16 protein-coding genes are annotated in these 17,704 nt (G+C 64.0%); 5 read left to right on the top strand and 11 right to left on the bottom strand.

The window, feature by feature from the left end; all coding sequences use genetic code 11:
* The first annotated feature begins 9 nt into the window (after nucleotides 1-9).
* Entirely contained in the window at nucleotides 10-1,182 is a 1,173-nt protein-coding gene (locus ABIC17_RS06160; RefSeq protein WP_354280087.1) for an acetyl-CoA C-acetyltransferase, read from the top strand.
* 169 nt (nucleotides 1,183-1,351) lie between these two features.
* Nucleotides 1,352-4,585 carry a TonB-dependent receptor domain-containing protein gene (locus ABIC17_RS06155; RefSeq protein WP_354280085.1) on the top strand — a complete coding sequence of 1,078 codons (3,234 nt, stop codon included), beginning with the start codon at nucleotides 1,352-1,354 and terminating at the stop codon, nucleotides 4,583-4,585.
* Nucleotides 4,586-4,628: 43 nt separating this feature from the next.
* Here ABIC17_RS06155 and alr read toward each other — a convergent pair whose 3' ends face one another.
* Complete coding sequence (gene alr, locus ABIC17_RS06150; protein ID WP_354280084.1) at nucleotides 4,629-5,669, bottom strand: alanine racemase; 1,041 nt, start codon at nucleotides 5,667-5,669, stop codon at nucleotides 4,629-4,631.
* Between the two features lie 33 nt (nucleotides 5,670-5,702).
* On the bottom strand, nucleotides 5,703-7,331 hold the full coding sequence (locus tag ABIC17_RS06145; RefSeq protein WP_502958416.1) for an MFS transporter: 1,629 nt from the start codon (nucleotides 7,329-7,331) through the stop codon (nucleotides 5,703-5,705).
* Nucleotides 7,332-8,439: 1,108 nt separating this feature from the next.
* On the opposite strand from ABIC17_RS06145, the gene ABIC17_RS06140 reads away from it, so the two are divergent.
* The 3 genes from ABIC17_RS06140 to ABIC17_RS06130 all read left to right on the top strand — a co-directional run bounded on the left by ABIC17_RS06140 (nucleotide 8,440) and on the right by ABIC17_RS06130 (nucleotide 10,727).
* Nucleotides 8,440-8,898 carry a hypothetical protein gene (locus ABIC17_RS06140; protein WP_354280082.1) on the top strand — a complete coding sequence of 153 codons (459 nt, stop codon included), beginning with the start codon at nucleotides 8,440-8,442 and terminating at the stop codon, nucleotides 8,896-8,898.
* A 99-nt stretch (nucleotides 8,899-8,997) separates the two neighbouring features.
* Nucleotides 8,998-10,491: a DEAD/DEAH box helicase gene (locus ABIC17_RS06135; protein ID WP_354280081.1), complete on the top strand. Its 1,494-nt coding sequence runs from the start codon at nucleotides 8,998-9,000 to the stop codon at nucleotides 10,489-10,491.
* An 11-nt stretch (nucleotides 10,492-10,502) separates the two neighbouring features.
* The gene (locus ABIC17_RS06130; RefSeq protein WP_354280079.1) at nucleotides 10,503-10,727 is read left to right on the top strand and encodes a DUF1289 domain-containing protein; all 225 of its coding nucleotides are present in this window, start codon (nucleotides 10,503-10,505) and stop codon (nucleotides 10,725-10,727) included.
* Between the two features lie 7 nt (nucleotides 10,728-10,734).
* Here ABIC17_RS06130 and ABIC17_RS06125 read toward each other — a convergent pair whose 3' ends face one another.
* The 9 genes from ABIC17_RS06125 to ABIC17_RS06085 form a co-directional block, all read right to left on the bottom strand.
* On the bottom strand, nucleotides 10,735-11,358 hold the full coding sequence (locus ABIC17_RS06125; RefSeq protein WP_354280077.1) for a glutathione S-transferase family protein: 624 nt from the start codon (nucleotides 11,356-11,358) through the stop codon (nucleotides 10,735-10,737).
* A 63-nt stretch (nucleotides 11,359-11,421) separates the two neighbouring features.
* Complete coding sequence (locus tag ABIC17_RS06120; protein WP_354280075.1) at nucleotides 11,422-12,294, bottom strand: dienelactone hydrolase family protein; 873 nt, start codon at nucleotides 12,292-12,294, stop codon at nucleotides 11,422-11,424.
* A gap of 48 nt (nucleotides 12,295-12,342) precedes the next feature.
* Entirely contained in the window at nucleotides 12,343-13,437 is a 1,095-nt protein-coding gene (locus ABIC17_RS06115; protein ID WP_354280074.1) for an MBL fold metallo-hydrolase, read from the bottom strand.
* A 57-nt stretch (nucleotides 13,438-13,494) separates the two neighbouring features.
* Nucleotides 13,495-14,001, bottom strand: a complete 507-nt coding sequence (locus tag ABIC17_RS06110) for an EF-hand domain-containing protein (RefSeq protein WP_354280072.1) — start codon at nucleotides 13,999-14,001, stop codon at nucleotides 13,495-13,497.
* A gap of 2 nt (nucleotides 14,002-14,003) precedes the next feature.
* Complete coding sequence (gene queA, locus ABIC17_RS06105; RefSeq protein ID WP_354280071.1) at nucleotides 14,004-15,038, bottom strand: tRNA preQ1(34) S-adenosylmethionine ribosyltransferase-isomerase QueA; 1,035 nt, start codon at nucleotides 15,036-15,038, stop codon at nucleotides 14,004-14,006.
* A gap of 47 nt (nucleotides 15,039-15,085) precedes the next feature.
* Entirely contained in the window at nucleotides 15,086-15,847 is a 762-nt protein-coding gene (locus ABIC17_RS06100) for a peptidylprolyl isomerase (protein WP_354280068.1), read from the bottom strand.
* A 130-nt stretch (nucleotides 15,848-15,977) separates the two neighbouring features.
* Nucleotides 15,978-16,496, bottom strand: a complete 519-nt coding sequence (coaD, locus tag ABIC17_RS06095) for a pantetheine-phosphate adenylyltransferase (RefSeq protein ID WP_354280587.1) — start codon at nucleotides 16,494-16,496, stop codon at nucleotides 15,978-15,980.
* A 2-nt stretch (nucleotides 16,497-16,498) separates the two neighbouring features.
* Complete coding sequence (locus ABIC17_RS06090) at nucleotides 16,499-17,398, bottom strand: polyprenyl synthetase family protein (RefSeq protein WP_354280066.1); 900 nt, start codon at nucleotides 17,396-17,398, stop codon at nucleotides 16,499-16,501.
* 4 nt (nucleotides 17,399-17,402) lie between these two features.
* Nucleotides 17,403-17,642 carry an exodeoxyribonuclease VII small subunit gene (locus ABIC17_RS06085; RefSeq protein ID WP_354280064.1) on the bottom strand — a complete coding sequence of 80 codons (240 nt, stop codon included), beginning with the start codon at nucleotides 17,640-17,642 and terminating at the stop codon, nucleotides 17,403-17,405.
* Nucleotides 17,643-17,704: the final 62 nt, after the last annotated feature.

Genomic DNA, 17,704 nt, shown 5'->3' with positions numbered 1-17,704 from the left:
GAGCCCGCCATGCAGGACATCGTCATCACCGCCGCCAAGCGTACCCCCGTGGGCAGCTTTCTGGGCGCCTTTGCCGGCACCCCTGCGCATGAGCTTGGTCGCGTCGCGATCGAGGCCGCGCTGGCGCAGGCTGGCGTTGCCGGGGAAGAGGTTTCGGAAGTGATCCTCGGCCAGGTGCTGACCGCGGCGCAGGGGCAGAACCCGGCGCGGCAAGCCTCGATGGCGGCGGGCATTCCCAAGGAGGTCCCGGCCTGGGGCGTCAACCAGGTGTGCGGTTCAGGGCTTCGCACGGTTGCGCTGGCGGCACAGTCGATCGCTTGTGGGGACGCAACGATCATCGTCGCGGGCGGACAGGAATCCATGTCGATGAGCGCGCATGCGCAGTCGATCCGTGGCGGGCAGAAGATGGGCGACCTCAGCCTGGTCGATACGATGGTCAAGGACGGCCTGACCGACGTCTTCAACGGCTATCACATGGGGATCACCGCCGAGAACCTTGCCGAGCAGTATCAGATCACGCGCGGCGCGCAGGATGAATTCTCGGTTCGCTCGCAGAATCTGGCTGAGGCCGCGCGCGCGTCGGGCCGCTTCCGCGACGAGATCGCCCCCGTCACCATCAAGGGTCGGAAGGGCGACACGATTGTGTCGGACGACGAATACATCCGCGCGGGCGTGACGCTCGACAGCGTGTCAGGGGTGCGCCCGGCGTTCAAGAAGGACGGCACGGTCACCGCCGCGAATGCCTCGGGGCTCAATGACGGTGCCGCGGCGCTGGTCATCATGAGCCGCGCGGAAGCCGAGCGCCGTGGGTCACCGATCCTCGGACGAATCGCAAGCTGGGCATCGGCGGGCGTCGATCCGTCAGTGATGGGGATCGGCCCGGTTCCGGCAACGCGCCGTGCGCTGGAAAAGGCGGGCTGGACCATGGCCGACCTCGATCTTATCGAAGCCAATGAAGCATTTGCTGCGCAGGCTCTGTCGGTTGGCAAGGAACTGGGCTGGGACGCCGAACGCGTCAACGTCAATGGCGGCGCAATCGCCATCGGGCATCCGATCGGCGCCTCAGGCGCACGCGTACTCACCACCTTGTTGTACGAGATGGCCAAGCGCGATGCGCACAAGGGCCTCGCAACGCTTTGTATTGGTGGGGGAATGGGCATCGCAATCTGCATCGAACGCTGACCTGTCCGAACGTGACAAGATTGTCACAATCGGTCGTAAAAGTCCGTTAATACCCTGTTCATCGACCGGAACCCTCTTGCGAGAAGGTTCCGGTCTGGTCTCTTTTGTCGTCACTGCCTGTTTGTACGCAGGATTGTAACGCGGAGAGTACCTAGTGAGATTACAAACCTTGCTCAGCGCTACGGCGCTTGCGACGAGCTTCGCCTTGGGCACCATTGCTGCTCCGGCAGCCTACGCACAATCAGCATCGGATCAAACAGCAGCACCTGGTGCAGTCACGCAGCCTGCGATCGAAAGTCCGACATTCGCCGATGGGCAGACTGACCCTGCCGCTCCGGAGGAAAGCGCAGCCGAGATCGTCGTGACGGGCACGCGCCTCAACCGCCCCAACCTGTCGTCTTCGGTCCCGATCACGTCGGTGACCGCGTCCGAACTGCTGAACCGCGGCGGCGTCGCGATCGGCGATCTGGTCAACCAATTGCCGCAGCTGCGCTCGTCGGTGAACCAGGCCAACTCCCAGAACGCAATCGGTCGCGCGGGCATCAGCGCGCTCGATCTGCGCGGCCTCGGCACCGCACGCACGCTCGTGCTGCTCGACGGACGTCGTATCGTCACCGCCACCCCCGGAATCAACCGGCCCGACGTCAACATCGTGCCAAATGACCTGCTCGAACGACTCGACATCGTGACGGGCGGCAATTCGGCGATCTACGGTTCGGACGCGGTTGCCGGCGTCGCCAACTTCGTCCTCAAGCACGATTTCGAAGGCATCAAGGTCCGCGGCCAGTCGGGCATCTCGTCGCGCGGCGACCGCCCGTCCTATATCGGTGCGATCACCGCCGGGCATAATTTCGCCGAAGGGCGCGCGAACCTGACGATCTCGCTCGAATATGCCAATGCGGGCACACTGTTGAACAGCGACCGCGACGAGACCACGGGTGCCTTCAGCGGTCGCAATATCTTCCAGCTCGTCCAGAACACCGGGGCGAACCTCAACCCGTCGGCAGGCGCGCTTCGCCCGGCCGAACCCTCGACCGGGGATGGCATTCCGGACAGCGTATTCATCCGCGGCATCCGGAACGGCAATATTTCGGGAGGTGGCATGTTCGTCGCAACCTGCCCGAACGTGGCAGCGACCGGGGAGTCCGCGACCGCCTTCACCGCGCGCCGAGCCGCCGCGTGCTCAGGCCTTCCCAACCCAGCCTCCGCCAATCCGCTCGCGCAGTTCGGCACCGCTTATGCCTTCAACCCGGACGGCAGCCTGACGCCGAACAATTGCATCACCGACTTCCGCCCCTACGGATCGAGCAACTGCCAGGGTGGGCGCGGATCGACCTTACTTGAGAACGGCTTCATCATTCCGGGGCTCGTGCGGCGGTCGGCGTACATCTCGGGTCACTTCCAGGTCACGCCCGCGTTCGACCCATATTTTGAAGCGCAGTATTTCCGCGCGAACGCCAATCAGGAAGGCCAGCCGACCTTCTTCAACAACACATTCAGCATCAACAACCCGTTCCTGACCCCGCAAGCCCGCGCGCAACTGGTGTCGACGCTCGCCCCCGGCACGACGACTTTTACTGCGCAGCGCTTCAACACCGATTTCGGTGGTCGCGGCGAGGATCATCTGCGCGAGCAGACTCGCGCGATCGTCGGTGTTCGCGGCACGTTCAACGAAGACTGGAAGTATGACGTCTCGTTCAACTACGGCAATCTCTCTACCTTCTACCGCACTGCGGGCAATCTCAACCGCCAGAAGTACGCCAATTCGATCAACGCGGTGCGCAACGCATCGGGGCAGATTGTGTGCGGGATCAACGCCGATGCCAGCACCGCCAACGACGATGCCGCATGCGTTCCGGTCAACCTGTTCGGCGAGGGTCAGCCAAGCCGCGCGGCGATCGATTACTTCGGCTACACCTCAAGCCGCGTCCAGCGCGCCAATCTGTACGACGTGACCGGCTATGTCGCAGGCGACCTGTCGCAGCTCTTCTCGTTGCCCGGCGGTCCGATCGCCTTCGTGTTGGGTGGCGAGTATCGCAAGGAAACCGCGTTCGCAGCATATGATGCGTTTACCGCGGGGACGTCCGGCGTTGCCTGCCCGGCGGCTGGCTGTACCTTCCTCAACACGATCCCGGATTTCCGTCCGCCCAACCAGATCGTCAAGGAAGGGTTCGCCGAAGTCAGCGTCCCGCTGCTGAAGGAACTGCCGTTCGCCTATGAACTGTCGGTCGATGGCGCGGTCCGCGTGTCGAACTACAACATCGGCAACACGGGCACGGTGGTCGCGTACAACTTCAACGGGACGTACGCGCCAGTACGCGACGTGCGCTTCCGCGCCGGCTACGCCCGCGCCATTCGCGCACCAACCCAGTCGGACCTGTACTCGCCGTTGACGCAGACCTTCCTCAACGGTCTGGTGGATCCTTGCGGGCAACAGAATATCAACAACAATCCGAACCGCGTCCGCAATTGCGCCGCTGCCGGCGTTCCGACGACGCAGACCTTCAACGGCGTGACAGAACCCTTCTCGAACCGCGCGGCGTCTGGCGTTTCCGGGGTCAACGGCAGCAACAGCGCACTGACCGCCGAGATCAGCGACAGCCTGACCGTCGGGGCATTGTTCCTGCCGCGGGCGGTTCCGGGGCTCACGCTGAGCGTCGATTACTATTACATCAAGATCAGCCAGGCGATCAACACGCTGACGCCGCAGACGATCATCAACCAATGCTATGACAGCCCGGGCGGGATCAACAATCCGTTCTGCGCCTCGATCTTCCGCAACCCGAACGGCACGTTCCGTGGTCAAAGCGACGTGACCAACAACGGCACCGTCATCACGCTGCCGACATCCGGCCCGTCCTTCGTCGCGGGACCGTTCAACTATGCCAAGAACACCAACTCGGGCATCGACATCGAAGCCGCCTACCGCGGACAGCTGTCATCCTCGGTCAACTTCGCGCTGCGCGCGATCGTGTCCAAGGCGCTGATGAAGGACAATTATACCGACATCAACGACCCCAACTTCATCATCCAGCAGCTCGGCAACCTGGGTGACCCGGAATGGCAGGGCACGCTGTCGCTGAACGTCTCCAACAAGCTGTTCAACTTCGGCTACCGCTTCCGCGGATATGACAAGACGACGATCCTTGCGTTCGAAACGCAGAATTCGGTGCAGGGTCGCCCGCCGACGAACCCCGATTCCTACTCGGTGGTACGCTATCCGCTGATTTCCTATTCGGATCTGCGGCTCGACATCACGCCCAAGTCGAAGTTCGGCTTCTACGTCGGGGTCGACAATCTGTTCGACCAGCTCGGGCCGTACGGCCTGATCGGCAACGAAGCCGCCACGCAATATGATGCGGTCGGTCGGTTCCTCTATGCCGGTGCCTCGTTCAAGTTCTGAACACGGCCACTCGTTCCTGGGCCCCCTACGGGGGGCCCTTTTTCTACGACCAGATCCGGTCGAACCGGCCCCCTAGCCCGGTCAGCAATTCATATTGCGACATGCCCGATTGCGCCGATGCCTCCGGCAAGGCGAAGTCGAGCGTCACCCAATCCCCCTCGGCCAGCGTCGGCAATACATCGACCGAGATCGCGGTAAGATCCATCGAGACGCGTCCGAGGACCGGTAGCCGCGCACCGCCGACACGCGCGTGGCCGGAATTGGAAAAGCCACGCCAATATCCGTCCGCATAACCGATATTGAGGATCGCGACTTCGACCGCCTGGGTCGCGGTATAGCGGGCGTTGTATCCGATCGAGTCCCCCGCCGCGAGCAGGCGCCGCTGGAGGATCTGCGCTTGCGGCGTTACGACCTGTCGCACCACGTCTGCCAGTGCGTCCCGCGGAACCCCGCCGTAGAGAGCGAGGCCAGGCCGGGTCAGGTCGAACGCATACTCCGCACCCAGCACGATCCCGGCGGAGTTGGCCAAGCTCATCCGTCGCGCGCCGGTCATTCCACGGAGGGCTTCCATCCGATCGCGCTGGATCGCGTTGGCGGCTACGTCTTCGTCGGCACGAGCGAGATGGCTCATGATCGTGTCGATCGTGATACCCTTCAGCAGCCCTTGTGCGACATCCTCCGTCGACACGCCGAGCCGGTTCATCCCCGTATCGACCATCACGTCGCACGGTCCACCGCAAGCGGAACGCCAGCGCTCCACCTGCTCTCGCGTGCTGAGCACCGGGCGCGCGAACCCCTGCCCTGCCAGGACCATGTCTTCGGCGCGCACACCGTGCAGCACGCTCAGGCCGATCGCGGGATCATTGACGAGATCGGCAATCGCCGCCGCCTCGTTCCAGTTCGCGACGAAGAAGTCCCGCGCGCCCGTTTGCGCAAGCCGCTCGACCACGCCCCGTGCGCCCAGCCCATAGCCATCCGCCTTGACCGCGGCGCCACATGCCGCGGGACCGCTCAGCCGATCGAGCGCGCGCCAATTGTCGCAAAGGGCATTGGTATCGAGCGAGAGGCGAAGCGGCGCAGTCATGCAAGCGCGGGTAGCCGTCCACGTCGCGTTCGGCTAGCCCGCCTTCGACCGGACGGGGCGTACGTCCTCCAGCCAGAGCGTCGTCACGACCAGCGCCATCGCCACCACCGCGAACGTGTACCACAGGCCCGCATAGGGATTGCCCGTGCGCGCGACGATGTACTGGCTGATGAAGGGCAGGAAGCCGCCGAAATAGCCGGTTCCGACATGATACGGGATCGACATCGAGCTGTAGCGGATCCGCGGCGGGAACATCTCCGCCAGCAACGCCGCGACGGGACCATAAGTGATTCCCGACAGCGCACTGAGCGCGAGGATTGCCACCAGGATCAGCGCGATGCTGCGCGCGCCCGGAACGACCGGGTCGAGATCATACCCCGCCGCGACCAATGCCGCGTCGAGACCCGCGCTGCTCCGGTCGGTCACCGGCGTCCCCCCGATGATGACGAGCGTAACCGGCGTGTGGGCCTTGGTGTACGGCACGCCCTTACGGGACAGCGTGTCGAGCAACTGTCCACAGGCATCGGTTTGCCGCGCCGCAAACGGGTTGTAGGCACAGGACGGGCCGGACACGATCACCGGCGCATGGCGCGCCGCTGCGGCAAGCTGGGGATTTGCGGCGCTGCCGAGTACCCAGAAGATCGGGAACAGCAACGCCAGGGTGAGGGCATAACCGATGATGATCGGGTTCTTGCGCCCGAACCGATCCGACAACCGCCCGAATAGCACGAAAAACCCCAGACCCCCCAACGCACCCACGCCGACGATCAGCTGCGCCGTGGTTTCCTCCACGCGCATTGGCCCTTCCAGGAACGACAGGACGGTAAACATCGCAGTGTACCAGATCACCGTCAGACCCGCCGCGATCCCGAACAGGGCGACGGCGAGCCGCTTGAGGTTGCCGGGATAGGTAAAGCTTTCGACGAACGGGTTGCGCGCGGTGGTGCCGGCAGCCTTCATCTGTCGGAACACCGGGCTTTCCGACAGCTTCAGCCGCATAAACAACGATACCCCCAGCAACAGCAGGGAAAAGACGAACGGCACTCGCCAGCCCCATGCCGCCCATGCGGATGCACCCAAGATACCGCGCGTGGCCAACACCACCGCAAGGCTGAGAATGAACCCGCCCGCGACGCTTGCCTGAATGAAACTCGTGTAATAGCCGCTTTTGCCGGGCGGCGAATGCTCCGCGACGTAGATCGCCGCGCCACCATATTCGCCGCCAAGCGCGAGGCCCTGCAGGATCCGAAGACCGATAATGATCAAGGGGGCTGCAATGCCGATCGTCGCGGCGGACGGAACCATGCCGACCGCGGCGGTTGCCAGACCCATCATCGAGATCGTCACGAGGAACGTGTATTTCCGCCCCATCCGGTCCCCGAGAAACCCGAACAGGATCGCGCCCAACGGGCGAAACCCGAACCCGACCGCGAACCCTGCCCAGGCATACAAGGTCTGAAGCAGTTCGCTTTGCGCGGGAAAGAACGTACGGCCAATGACGCCCGACGCCGCCAGCGTCCCGTATATGAAGAAATCATACCATTCGAAGATCGTGCCGAGCGATGACGCGGTGATGATCAACTGAATATCGCGACGGCTTGGCTGTGGAACGGTTGTCGAGGCGCTTGCTGCGTCCGCTTCGCCCATCAGGTTTGTCGCCATCTGTCCCCCCGCGCCGTCGCCATTCCAGGCCTTGGCACGACGATACGGGGTTTTTAGGTTGCGGCAAGCGCGGGCGTCCGTCTCCCCATTCATCACATCACGCGAATCGGTTTGTCGGCTCCTTTCCGAACGTGTCGAAACGGTACAGCCATGCGCAAACCGCCCGTTCTCGCTCGACGATCAAGGTAGGACCAAAATATATTATCTATCGTTTGCACTGCGGTTGCGAAGGCGTTCTCAGACTGGTGCGCCGCGGACAAACCGTGCACACGATTGCAGGATGCGGAAGGAATCCTTCTCGCTCCCGGCGGGTCGAACGACGCCGCAATGGCCCTCTGAGAGCCTTGTCCCGATATTCCGATCGAGCGATCGGCCGGTTTGCAGAGGAGCACTGGAACCTGCGGGACGCCGGCGTCGACGTAGTCGGGCACGGCGTTACCCAGCGTCAAACTCGTCTGACACAAGCGACGACCCAAAATAAACGACGATTTGTCGTACTTTTGAAGCATTCCAATCCGTCGCAACGCACTGCGGGAGATGGTGGAGGCAAATGCTCCCCCGGCTTCGCTACGATCCTCGACGGATCCGGAGGAGACCGATCGACCGATACGTGCCGTTCGTTGATCGTCGCGTCAGGCAACCCCAACGCGTTTGGCTCGGGTCAGGCCGCACGCTTTCACGACATCTGTGCCTTCGCAAAGTTAGCCGCACAAACAACCGCCAGTGCGCGGCAGTTATGCTGCATCGCAGCATGGTTTGCCTAGCTTCTGTTCGGGATGGATCGTGAACAAATACTTGCATCACCCGTTAACCTTATTCACCATCACGTGGTGAACCCCAGAAAGAGGGCTTCGCATAGGAGCGATTTAGATGCGTATCGAGTGGACGGATGAGAGGCGGTTGACGCCAATGTCGAGCGGGCGGACCCTATCCGCTGGTCTCGGACTGCTCATCGCAAGCTTGATTTCCTTGTTTATGTGGGCAGTGATAGTGGGAGTGGCGATCGTCCTTTGATCGCCGCCAGGCGACGTTTTAGGGATTGAATTGATCGTGAACGCAAATCAGTTCAGCAACGGTTCAAACCCATAGGGTAACCCCCTCGGTACCCATGGCCAACGTCGTCCTCCCTTTCATCGCGATGCTAGCGCTTGCCCCTGTGGCGTCCGCCGACACAGTGTCGCTCGATCGGGTTGAGCTTGCACAGGTGACGATCCACCAGCGGATCATCATCCGTATCCCACGAGTGCTTGGCGGTCATCCCATGCAACAGGCCATGCCAAACCGCGCGCTGCGTTGGGACGAGAAGCGCGGTCCAAAATGTGTGTCTGCCGACCTGCTCGAGGGTGCGGTCGTCACTGGTGCGGACAGCGTCGACCTGATCATTGCCGATGGGAGCCGACTGCGCGCCGAACTCGACGATCATTGTCCTGCGCTCGACTTCTACTCCGGGCTTTATTTGAAGCAGACCAGCGACGGATTGATCTGCGCCGATCGCGACTCCATCCGTGCTCGCTCGGGCAGCATCTGCAAGATCGACCGCTTCAAACGTCTGGAAGCAAGACGTTAGCAGGAAAATCGCCCTTTATCTTGACAATCGACGCCCAATCCGCAAGCGCTTGACGCCGTCTACGGGTGCTCTCGCCCGGACGATCATTCCGGACACCGCATGACCTTTGCCGATCTCGGCCTTTCCGACGAACTCCAGCGCGCCGTCAACGAGTCCGGCTATACCGAGCCGACTCCGATCCAGGCGAGTGCGATCCCGTCGATCCTGATGGGCAAGGACCTCGTCGCCGTCGCACAGACGGGCACCGGCAAGACCGCCGCCTTCGTACTGCCGATGATCGACATCCTCGGCGAAGGGCGTTCCCGCGCGCGCATGCCGCGGACGCTGATCCTTGAGCCGACGCGCGAACTCGCGGCGCAGGTCGCCGAGAACTTCGAGAAGTACGGCAAATATCACAAGCTTTCGATGGCGTTGCTGATTGGCGGCGTATCGATGGGTGATCAGACCGCCGCTCTGGAGAAGGGCGTGGACGTGCTGATCGCGACGCCGGGCCGGTTGATGGACCTGATCGGGCGCGGCAAGATCCTGCTGACCGGCTGTTCGATGCTCGTGATCGACGAAGCCGACCGGATGCTCGACATGGGGTTCATCCCCGACATCGAGGAAATCTGCACCAAGCTCCCCAAGACGCGGCAGACGCTGCTGTTCTCGGCGACAATGCCGCCGCCGATCAAGAAGCTTGCCGACAAGTTTCTCTTGAACCCGAAGACGATAGAGGTTGCGCGGCCCGCAACCGCCAACGTCAACATCAAGCAATGGCTGGTCAACGTGACCGCGGCAAAAAAACGCGACATGCTGATGAAGCTGCTGCGTTCGGAAGACGTGCAGACCGGGATCATTTTCTCGAACCGCAAGACCACGGTCCGTGAACTCAACAAGGCGCTGCAGCGCTCAGGGTTCGCCTCGAGCGAGATTCATGGCGACATGGAACAGTCGCAGCGCATCGCCGAACTCGACCGGTTCAAGAAGGGCGAGGTCAAGATCCTTGTCGCCTCCGACGTCGCCGCGCGCGGAATCGATATCAAGGGCGTCAGCCACGTCTTCAACTTCGATGCGCCGTGGCATCCGGACGACTATGTCCACCGCATTGGCCGCACTGGTCGCGCGGGAGCAACTGGTGTCGCCTTCACCTTCGCGACGCCGGATGACGCCGAAAACATCCAGAACATCGAAAAGCTGACCGGTCTCAAGATCGAACGCTACGCAAGCACGGAAGCGGCTCCTGTCGCGGACACGCCCCCCGTTGCCGACGACAGCGAGGCCCCTGCCCCAAAGAAGCGGCGCACGCGCTCCAAGCCCAAGACCGAGGCAACGCCCGAAGTCGCCGTTGCCGAAGAGCCGGTGGACGATCTCGTGCCAATCGTCGAAGCGCCGCAACCGGCCGCTGCGCCGGTCGACGCACCCGAGGCCGAACGCTCCTCCGCTGCCGAACGCCCACGGCGTGAGCGCGAACCACGGCGCGGTCGGTCGCAGGATCGCACGACACCGGTCGCGCAACCGCCCCAGCGTCCGGAAGCGGACGAGCCGTCCTTCGCCGACAGCGACTGGAACGGCCCGGTCCCGAACTTCCTGCTCGCGCGGTTGACCTACTGATCGCTCGGACCGTGACGGCGGCGCGTCCACTTGTCCCTGCGCCGCCGATCACAATTCCATGCGTATCACCGTGTCGGATCGACCCCACCAGCGCTCTGTGCATCGGGTGCGCACCGACTCTGGCGGAGATCGCGGCCTGGTCGACCGCGACCCCCGAATGGCGAAACCAGGTGATGGATGCGCTTCCCGCACGCCTCGCAGCCTATCGAGAGCGCAACCCGGCCCCGCAGTCCTAGCGCGCTATCATGCGGCCTCTGTAGCCGCAGCGATCAGTGCGTCGTCGATTTCCGCAGCCCGCACATACGCCGCGCGGCTTGTGACGCGGCTCGCATAATCCTCGAACACGGCGTTCTTGGGGATCGAGCCGAACCGCATTCCCCACAGGATTTGTGATCCCGCGTACACGTCGACCGCACTGAACGACTGGCCTGCAAAGTACGGGTTGACCGTAAGCGCCTTGGTCAACGTCTCGATCGTCAGGTCGAACGTTCCATACCCTGCCATGCGCTGCTGCTGCTCGTTCGGGACCACGCCAAGCGACTTGTTGGTAACCGCGTGTTCGACCGGTCCCGCCGCGAAGAACATCCACCGGTAATAGTCCACGCGGTCGTCGAGCGACGGTGCCAGGCCTGCGCCGGGAAACGCATCCGCCAGATACGCGCAGATCGCCGCGCACTCCGTCACGATCCGTCCGTCGTGGACGATCGCGGGGACCTTCCCCATAGGGTTGATCCCGCGATACGGCTCGTGCTTCATCGTCGTGGCGTAATCGAGCACGACCGTTTCGTACGGCTGCCCGACTTCCTCGAGCATCCAGCGCACCATACGACCGCGCGACATCGGATTGGTATAGAACGTCAGCGACATTGTTTCTCTCCCGAATCGACCTGGAACAGGAGTAGAACGATGCGGTGCCCACGGTCAATGTGGTCAGAGCGTCCGCCCGAACAGCGCTAACATGCGACCCCATGCCCGGTCCGCCTGAGCCGCGTCGTACACGCGGCTGTCAGGCGGGCACCAGCCGTGCTTGGTGCCCGGATAGACTTCGATCTCGGCGGGCAACTTTGCCGAGGCAAAGGCAGCCTTCAGCGTATCCTTATCGGTCGGTGCGCGCTGATCGTCATTCTCCGCGATCGCAATCAGATACGCCGCCTTCATCTGCGGGATCAGCTTGTCGGGCGCATCGGGTTCGCTCCCGACCATGCCACCGCCGTGGAAGGTTGCGCCCGCCTTGATCCGGCCCGGCACGGCCGCAGCGGTCCGCATCACCATAGGTCCACCCATGCAATAGCCGCTCGACGCCATTCCGCGTTTGCGATCGACCTCCGGCTGCGCATCAACGAACGCGGTGAAGGCGATCGCATCGCGCATCGTCCCCGCCGGACTTAGCGCCTTGGTGAACGGCATGATCTTGGCACGGACCTCAGGCTGGTCGAACGATTCGCCGGGGGCCAGAAACGGCGACTTGGTCGAACGGTAGAATTGGTTGACGACCAGCACCGCATAACCCGACTGCGCCAGACGGTCCGCCATCTGCCGGAATGCCGGGCGCAACCCCATGATGTCGGGCCACATCAATACCGCAGGATGCTTGCCGGTTGCTGGCGCGACGAAATAGGCGTCCGCGCTGCCATCCGGCGTCTTGATCGCGACGTCGCGGCCTTTGATCGTGGCCGCATTGGCAGGCGCGGGCAGCAGCATCGCCAACCCGGCAGCGCCGCTCATCGCCCCGAACTGCCGTCGCGAGATGGCACCACTGCCGAGGAACGTGTCGTTGTCGGCTGCGGTTTGCTCATCGCACATAGGGCTCTCCTGTGATTCGCACGGTGGCGTTGCGGAGAGGCTAGCGTGTCACCGCGCGCGATACCACCAGACGCCGTCCATGATTTCACGCTCGGCCCGCCCCTCGACTTCGAGCCGCCGCAAATGCGCGAGCGCCTCCCCCGTCGCCATACCGAGGACATCGGGGCCGATCGCGCGCCGGAACAACCGACCGAAGCAATCGACCGCGCGCCGCGGTTCGGACAGGAACACGTGCAGTTCGTCGAGCCGCTCGCGGTGTTCGCGGTCCATCGCGTCGAGCCGGCGGTGCAACCCGGTGAACGGGTCGCCGTGCCCCGGCAACACCAGCACATCGTCGGGCAGTTGCTTCAACCGCGCGATCGACGCGAACCATTCGCCAAGTGGGTCAGCCTCGGGTTCGGTCACGCCAAGCGATACGTTGGGACTGATGCGGGGCAGCACCTGATCGCCGGCGATCAGCACCTTGCCGATCGGGTCATAGAGGCACGCATGTTCCGGACTATGCCCGGACCCGACCACCACGCGCCATTCCACGCCTCCGATCGTCAAAGTGTCGTCGTGTGCGATCCGCGTGAAGCTGAGCGGCAACGGCGTAACGATGCGCTGAAACCCGGCCCAGCCGCGGCTCTCCGCATGGGCAAGCTGTGCGTCGTCCCACCCTGCCCCGCGCCAGAACGCGACCATTTCGCCGGGGACGGCTTCGCGGGCATCCGCGATCAGCATCCGGGCCGTGAGCCACTCGCCCCGCGGCATGACGAGCGGCGCAGCGTGGCGATCGCACATCCAGCCGGCCAGTCCGATATGATCGGGATGGAAATGCGTTCCGATTATCCGGGTCACGCGCACGCCGGCAAGATCGCCGCGCCACAGCGTCTTCCACGCATCCCGGGCGGCTTCCGTGTTCATCCCGGTATCGATCATCGCGACGCCGTCACCGCGTGCATCGCTATCGTCGAGCAACCAGCAGTTGACGTGCCGCAATGGCCCCGGAACGTGCAGCCGGACCCAGCGGATGCCAGGTGCGACCGGCATAGCAGTTCCCGCTTCCGGCTCGAGCCCGCCGAACGGATATACCAACCCCTTGTGCGTGGTCGGCTTTGGTTCCTGCACGGGGCGGACGAGCGCATCGGAGACTTGAGACATCGGTTGCAACTAGCAACGCGTTGCGCCGCAAGTCACGCGATATGTGCGGCGATCACCTCACCGTGCGCCGCGGCGCCCACGCTTGCCGGTTTCGACGGGACGCAGGCCGCTGCGAATCGACAGGACTTCGGCGCGCGTCACCACGCCGTTCCGATCGACATCGTACCGGTCGAACAGCCGACCGAACTCCGCCTGCAACTCGTCCGGGGTGATCCTGTTGTCCTGATTGGTGTCGACGCCGAACGGGCTCGGCAGGGCATTGCGATCACCGAGCCACAACAAAGCCCAATCGGCATATCCGATATAACCGATCGACCCGCTGTTGGCGGTGTCGATCCGTGCAAAGCTTCGCGTGACGCACGCGGTCAGTTCGGCGCGCGTGGTGCGGCCGTCCGCATCTTGGTCGCAGGCAGCGATGAATACCGCCGCGGGTTCGGCGACGATCGTTGCGGTCGGTTGCGCAGGTGCGGATGGGGTGACGGCGGCGGGGGGCGGCGTCTGCGCCATAGCTGTTACACCGACGGGCGCGACGATCATCAGGGTGGCAGCCAGGAAAGCGCGCATCGTTACCCTTTCGACGGAAGCAGCAGGCTCGCATCACCATAGCTGTAGAAGCGATAGCCGTCGCGGATCGCATGGTCGTAGGCGCCTTGCATTCGGCCGGTGCCCATCAGCGCAGAGACGAGCATGAACAATGTCGAGCGCGGTAGATGGAAGTTGGTCATCAGCCCGTCGATCCCGCGGAAGCGATAACCCGGCGTGATGAAGATCGACGTATCGCCCTCGAACGGACGGATCACGTCGGTGTCGTCAGTCGCGCTTTCGATCAGCCGCAGGCTGGTCGTGCCGACCGCGATGACTCGTCCACCGTTCGCGCGCACCGCATTGAGCCGATCCGCCGTTGCTGCGTCGATCCGGCCCCATTCGGCGTGCATCTTGTGCTCGGTCGTGTCGTCCGCCTTGACGGGAAGGAACGTGCCCGCCCCGACATGGAGCGTCAGCGTCGCATGGTCGATGCCCGCCGCGCCGAGCCGTGCCAGCAAGTCCGGCGTAAAGTGCAGCGCTGCGGTAGGGGCCGCAACGGCGCCTTTCTCGGCAGCGAACATCGTCTGGTAATCGTCCTGGTCCTGCGCATCGGCGGGGCGGCGCGCGGCGATATACGGCGGCAACGGCATCCGCCCCGCGCGTTCCAGCAGCAGTTCGACCGGCTCGTCGCCTTCGAAATCGAGCGCGAAGCTGCCGTCCTCGCCGCGGTCGCGCGCCATCGCGACGACGCCTGCGCCAAAGTCGATCGCATCGTCCTGCTTCAGTCGCCGGGCATTGCGGATGAACGCCCGCCAGCGCCGTGGCCCCTCGCGCTTGTGGAGCGTCGCACCAATCTTCGAATCGCCACGCCGCCCTTCCAGCTGCGCCGGGATCACGCGCGTATCGTTGAACACGAGCAGATCGCCCGCGCGCAATGTGGTCGGGAGATCCGCAACCGACCGGTCGCGCGTCTCCGCGCCGTCCAGCACCAGCATCCGCGCGGAGTCGCGCGGCACGGCAGGGCGCAGCGCGATCCGCTCGGGCGGCAACGCGAAATCGAACAGGTCGACCTTCATGACGTTCCTCTACCGCGCCCCTCTACCGTGTCGTAACGGCTGGCGGATTATGCCGCCTTCTTGCGGGGTGCAGGTGCCGCCGCGGGACGAGGCTTCGCCTTGGGCGCGAGCTTCAGGACCGGCGCAGTGGTCGGAAGCGCGACCGGTGCAGGCGGTGCGGGCACATAAGCGGGGGGATTGTCCGTGCCGAGATAGGCGTGGAGGATCCGCGACGGTGCCGTCGGCGGCTCGCCGCGCGCGACCTGATCGACATATTCCATGCCGGAGATGACGCGGCCGAACACGGTGTACTTCTTGTCGAGCTTCATCGTCGGATTGAACACGATGAAGAACTGGCTGTTGGCGCTGTTCTCGGCCTTGGTCACTGCCTCGACGGTCGCGCCTTCGGGGGCGCCCTCGCGCGCGGCCGAAACCGCGCCGCGCACGTGCGGCAGCCAGTTGAACTCGGCGTCAACGTTTGGCAGCGTCGAGCCGCCGGTACCGTCACCCTTGGGGTCGCCGGTCTGCGCCATGAAGCCTTCGATCACGCGGTGGAACAGCAGGCCGTCATAGAAATGCTGGCTGGTCAGCAGCTTTACCCGCTCGACCATCTTGGGCGCGGCATCCGGACGCAACCAGATGACAACGCGGCCACCGGTCGACAGGTCGAGATACCACAGGTTCGCCGGGTCGGTGACCGACGGCACCGCCGGGCGGTTGGCGGTCGACACCTTGGTGTCCTGGACCTCGACCTTGTCTTTCTTTGCGGCGAAAGCGGGGCCGGAAACCAGTGCCAGGATGAAGGCAAGAAGGGTGGCTACGAAACGCATCAGGTCCCCGCGAAAATCTCGATGAATGGTCGCTTAGACCAAGTCGTCGCTTGCGCCAACGTGAACGTCACCGCCAGCGTGTTGCGGCAGATGCCGTGCGAAAGCGACCACATTAGGGCCGTGGTGGAAATCAGGGCCGCTGGCGATGCGCTTCGCCCTTGCGACCGATGCGATCGACCCGTTCGGCGACCTCCGCGGCGACGGTCGCGGTGACGAAACGGTCGATCGGCCCGCCGTAGAGCGCGATTTCCTTGACCAGTCGGCTGGCGATCGGCTGGAGCGAAACGTCCGCCATCAGAAATACGGTCTCGACGCGCGGATTGATCTGCTGGTTCATCCCCGCCATCTGATACTCATATTCAAAATCAGCGACCGCCCGAAGCCCGCGGACGATGACCTTGGCGCCTTCGCGCTCGGCGAAATCCATCAGCAGCGAATCGAAGCTGACGACGTGAATTTCACCCGCGACGCCTTCGACCTCGCGCTGGACCATCGCCATCCGCTCGTCGATCGTGAACATCGGCGACTTGGACGGGTTGGTCGTAACCCCGATCACCAGCCGGTCGACCAGCTTCGCGCCGCGCCGGATGATGTCCATGTGCCCGAGTGTGACCGGATCGAAGGTGCCGGGATAGACCCCCGTACGGATCGTCACCGATCTCTTTCGAGCGTGAACCGGGCGATCTCGCGGAGCAGATCGGCTTCCGCGCCATACGGCTTGAGATGCGCGATCGCCTGATCGACCAGCATCCGCGCCTGTTCGCGCGCGCGCGGCAGGCCGAGCAGCGACAGGAAGGTTTCCTTGCCCGCACCCGCATCCTTGTGGAGCTTCTTGCCGACCGCGGCTTCATCGCCTTCGACGTCGAGGATATCGTCGGCGATCTGGAACGCGAGGCCGAGATCACGGGCGTAGCCCCGCAGGCCGGTGCGCCCTTCCGGCGGCAACTTGCCGAGGATAGCGCCCGCCTCGACCGAGCAGGCGATCAGCGCGCCGGTCTTCATCGCCTGCAACCGCGTGACGGTCGGAAGGTCGAAGGTGGTCTTCTCGGCTTCCAGGTCCATCGCCTGACCGCCTGCCATACCGGCGGGGCCGGCTGCACGGGCAAGATCGAGCACGAGCTCGCTCCGCACGAACGGATCGGCGTGGGTCGCGGGATCGGAAAGGATCTCGAACGCCAGCGCATGCAGGCAATCGCCCGCAAGGATCGCGGTAGCCTCGTCAAACGCCTTATGGACGGTCGGCTTGCCGCGGCGCATGTCGTCATTGTCCATCGCGGGCAGATCGTCGTGGATCAGCGAATAGACGTGGACGCATTCAATCGCCATGCCGGCCCGGCCGACGCAATCGCGATCGACCGCGAACAGCCGCGCTGTCGCCATGACCAGCAACGGACGAAGCCGCTTGCCGCCACCGATCGCGGCGTGCCGCATCGCGCGGTACAATGGCGCGCGGGCATCGTCGGGGACGGAGATCAGCGAATCGAGCCGGGTATCGATGTCGAGGCTCACCTCGGCCAAAGCCTCGGCGAGCGACAGGGGCGCCATGCTCACGGGATCAACCTGCTGCAAAGGGCTGCGTGCCGATGGCGCGCCCCTCACTGTCGGTGCGGATCGCCTCGATCCGGGCCTGCGCGGCGTTCAGCCGGTCGTCGCAACGCCGGCGCAGCTTGTCGCCACGCTCGTAGAGCGCGATCGCCTGATCCAGCGGCGCGTCCCCACTTTCCAGTCTCGACACGATCCCCTCCAGTTCCTTTAGCGCCGCTTCGAACGTCAGCTCATCGATCGGTGTATCCATTGCCAACCTATGCGGCAGGCAAGCGACGGGGGTCAAGGATACCGCGGCAAGACTTTGCGTTT

This window comes from Sphingomonas sp. PvP056 (assembly GCF_040549155.1).
In the GTDB taxonomy this organism is placed as follows: Bacteria; Pseudomonadota; Alphaproteobacteria; order Sphingomonadales; family Sphingomonadaceae; genus Sphingomonas.
Note: the sequence above shows the minus strand (reverse complement) of the source record. Positions and strands in the feature narration are given on the sequence as shown.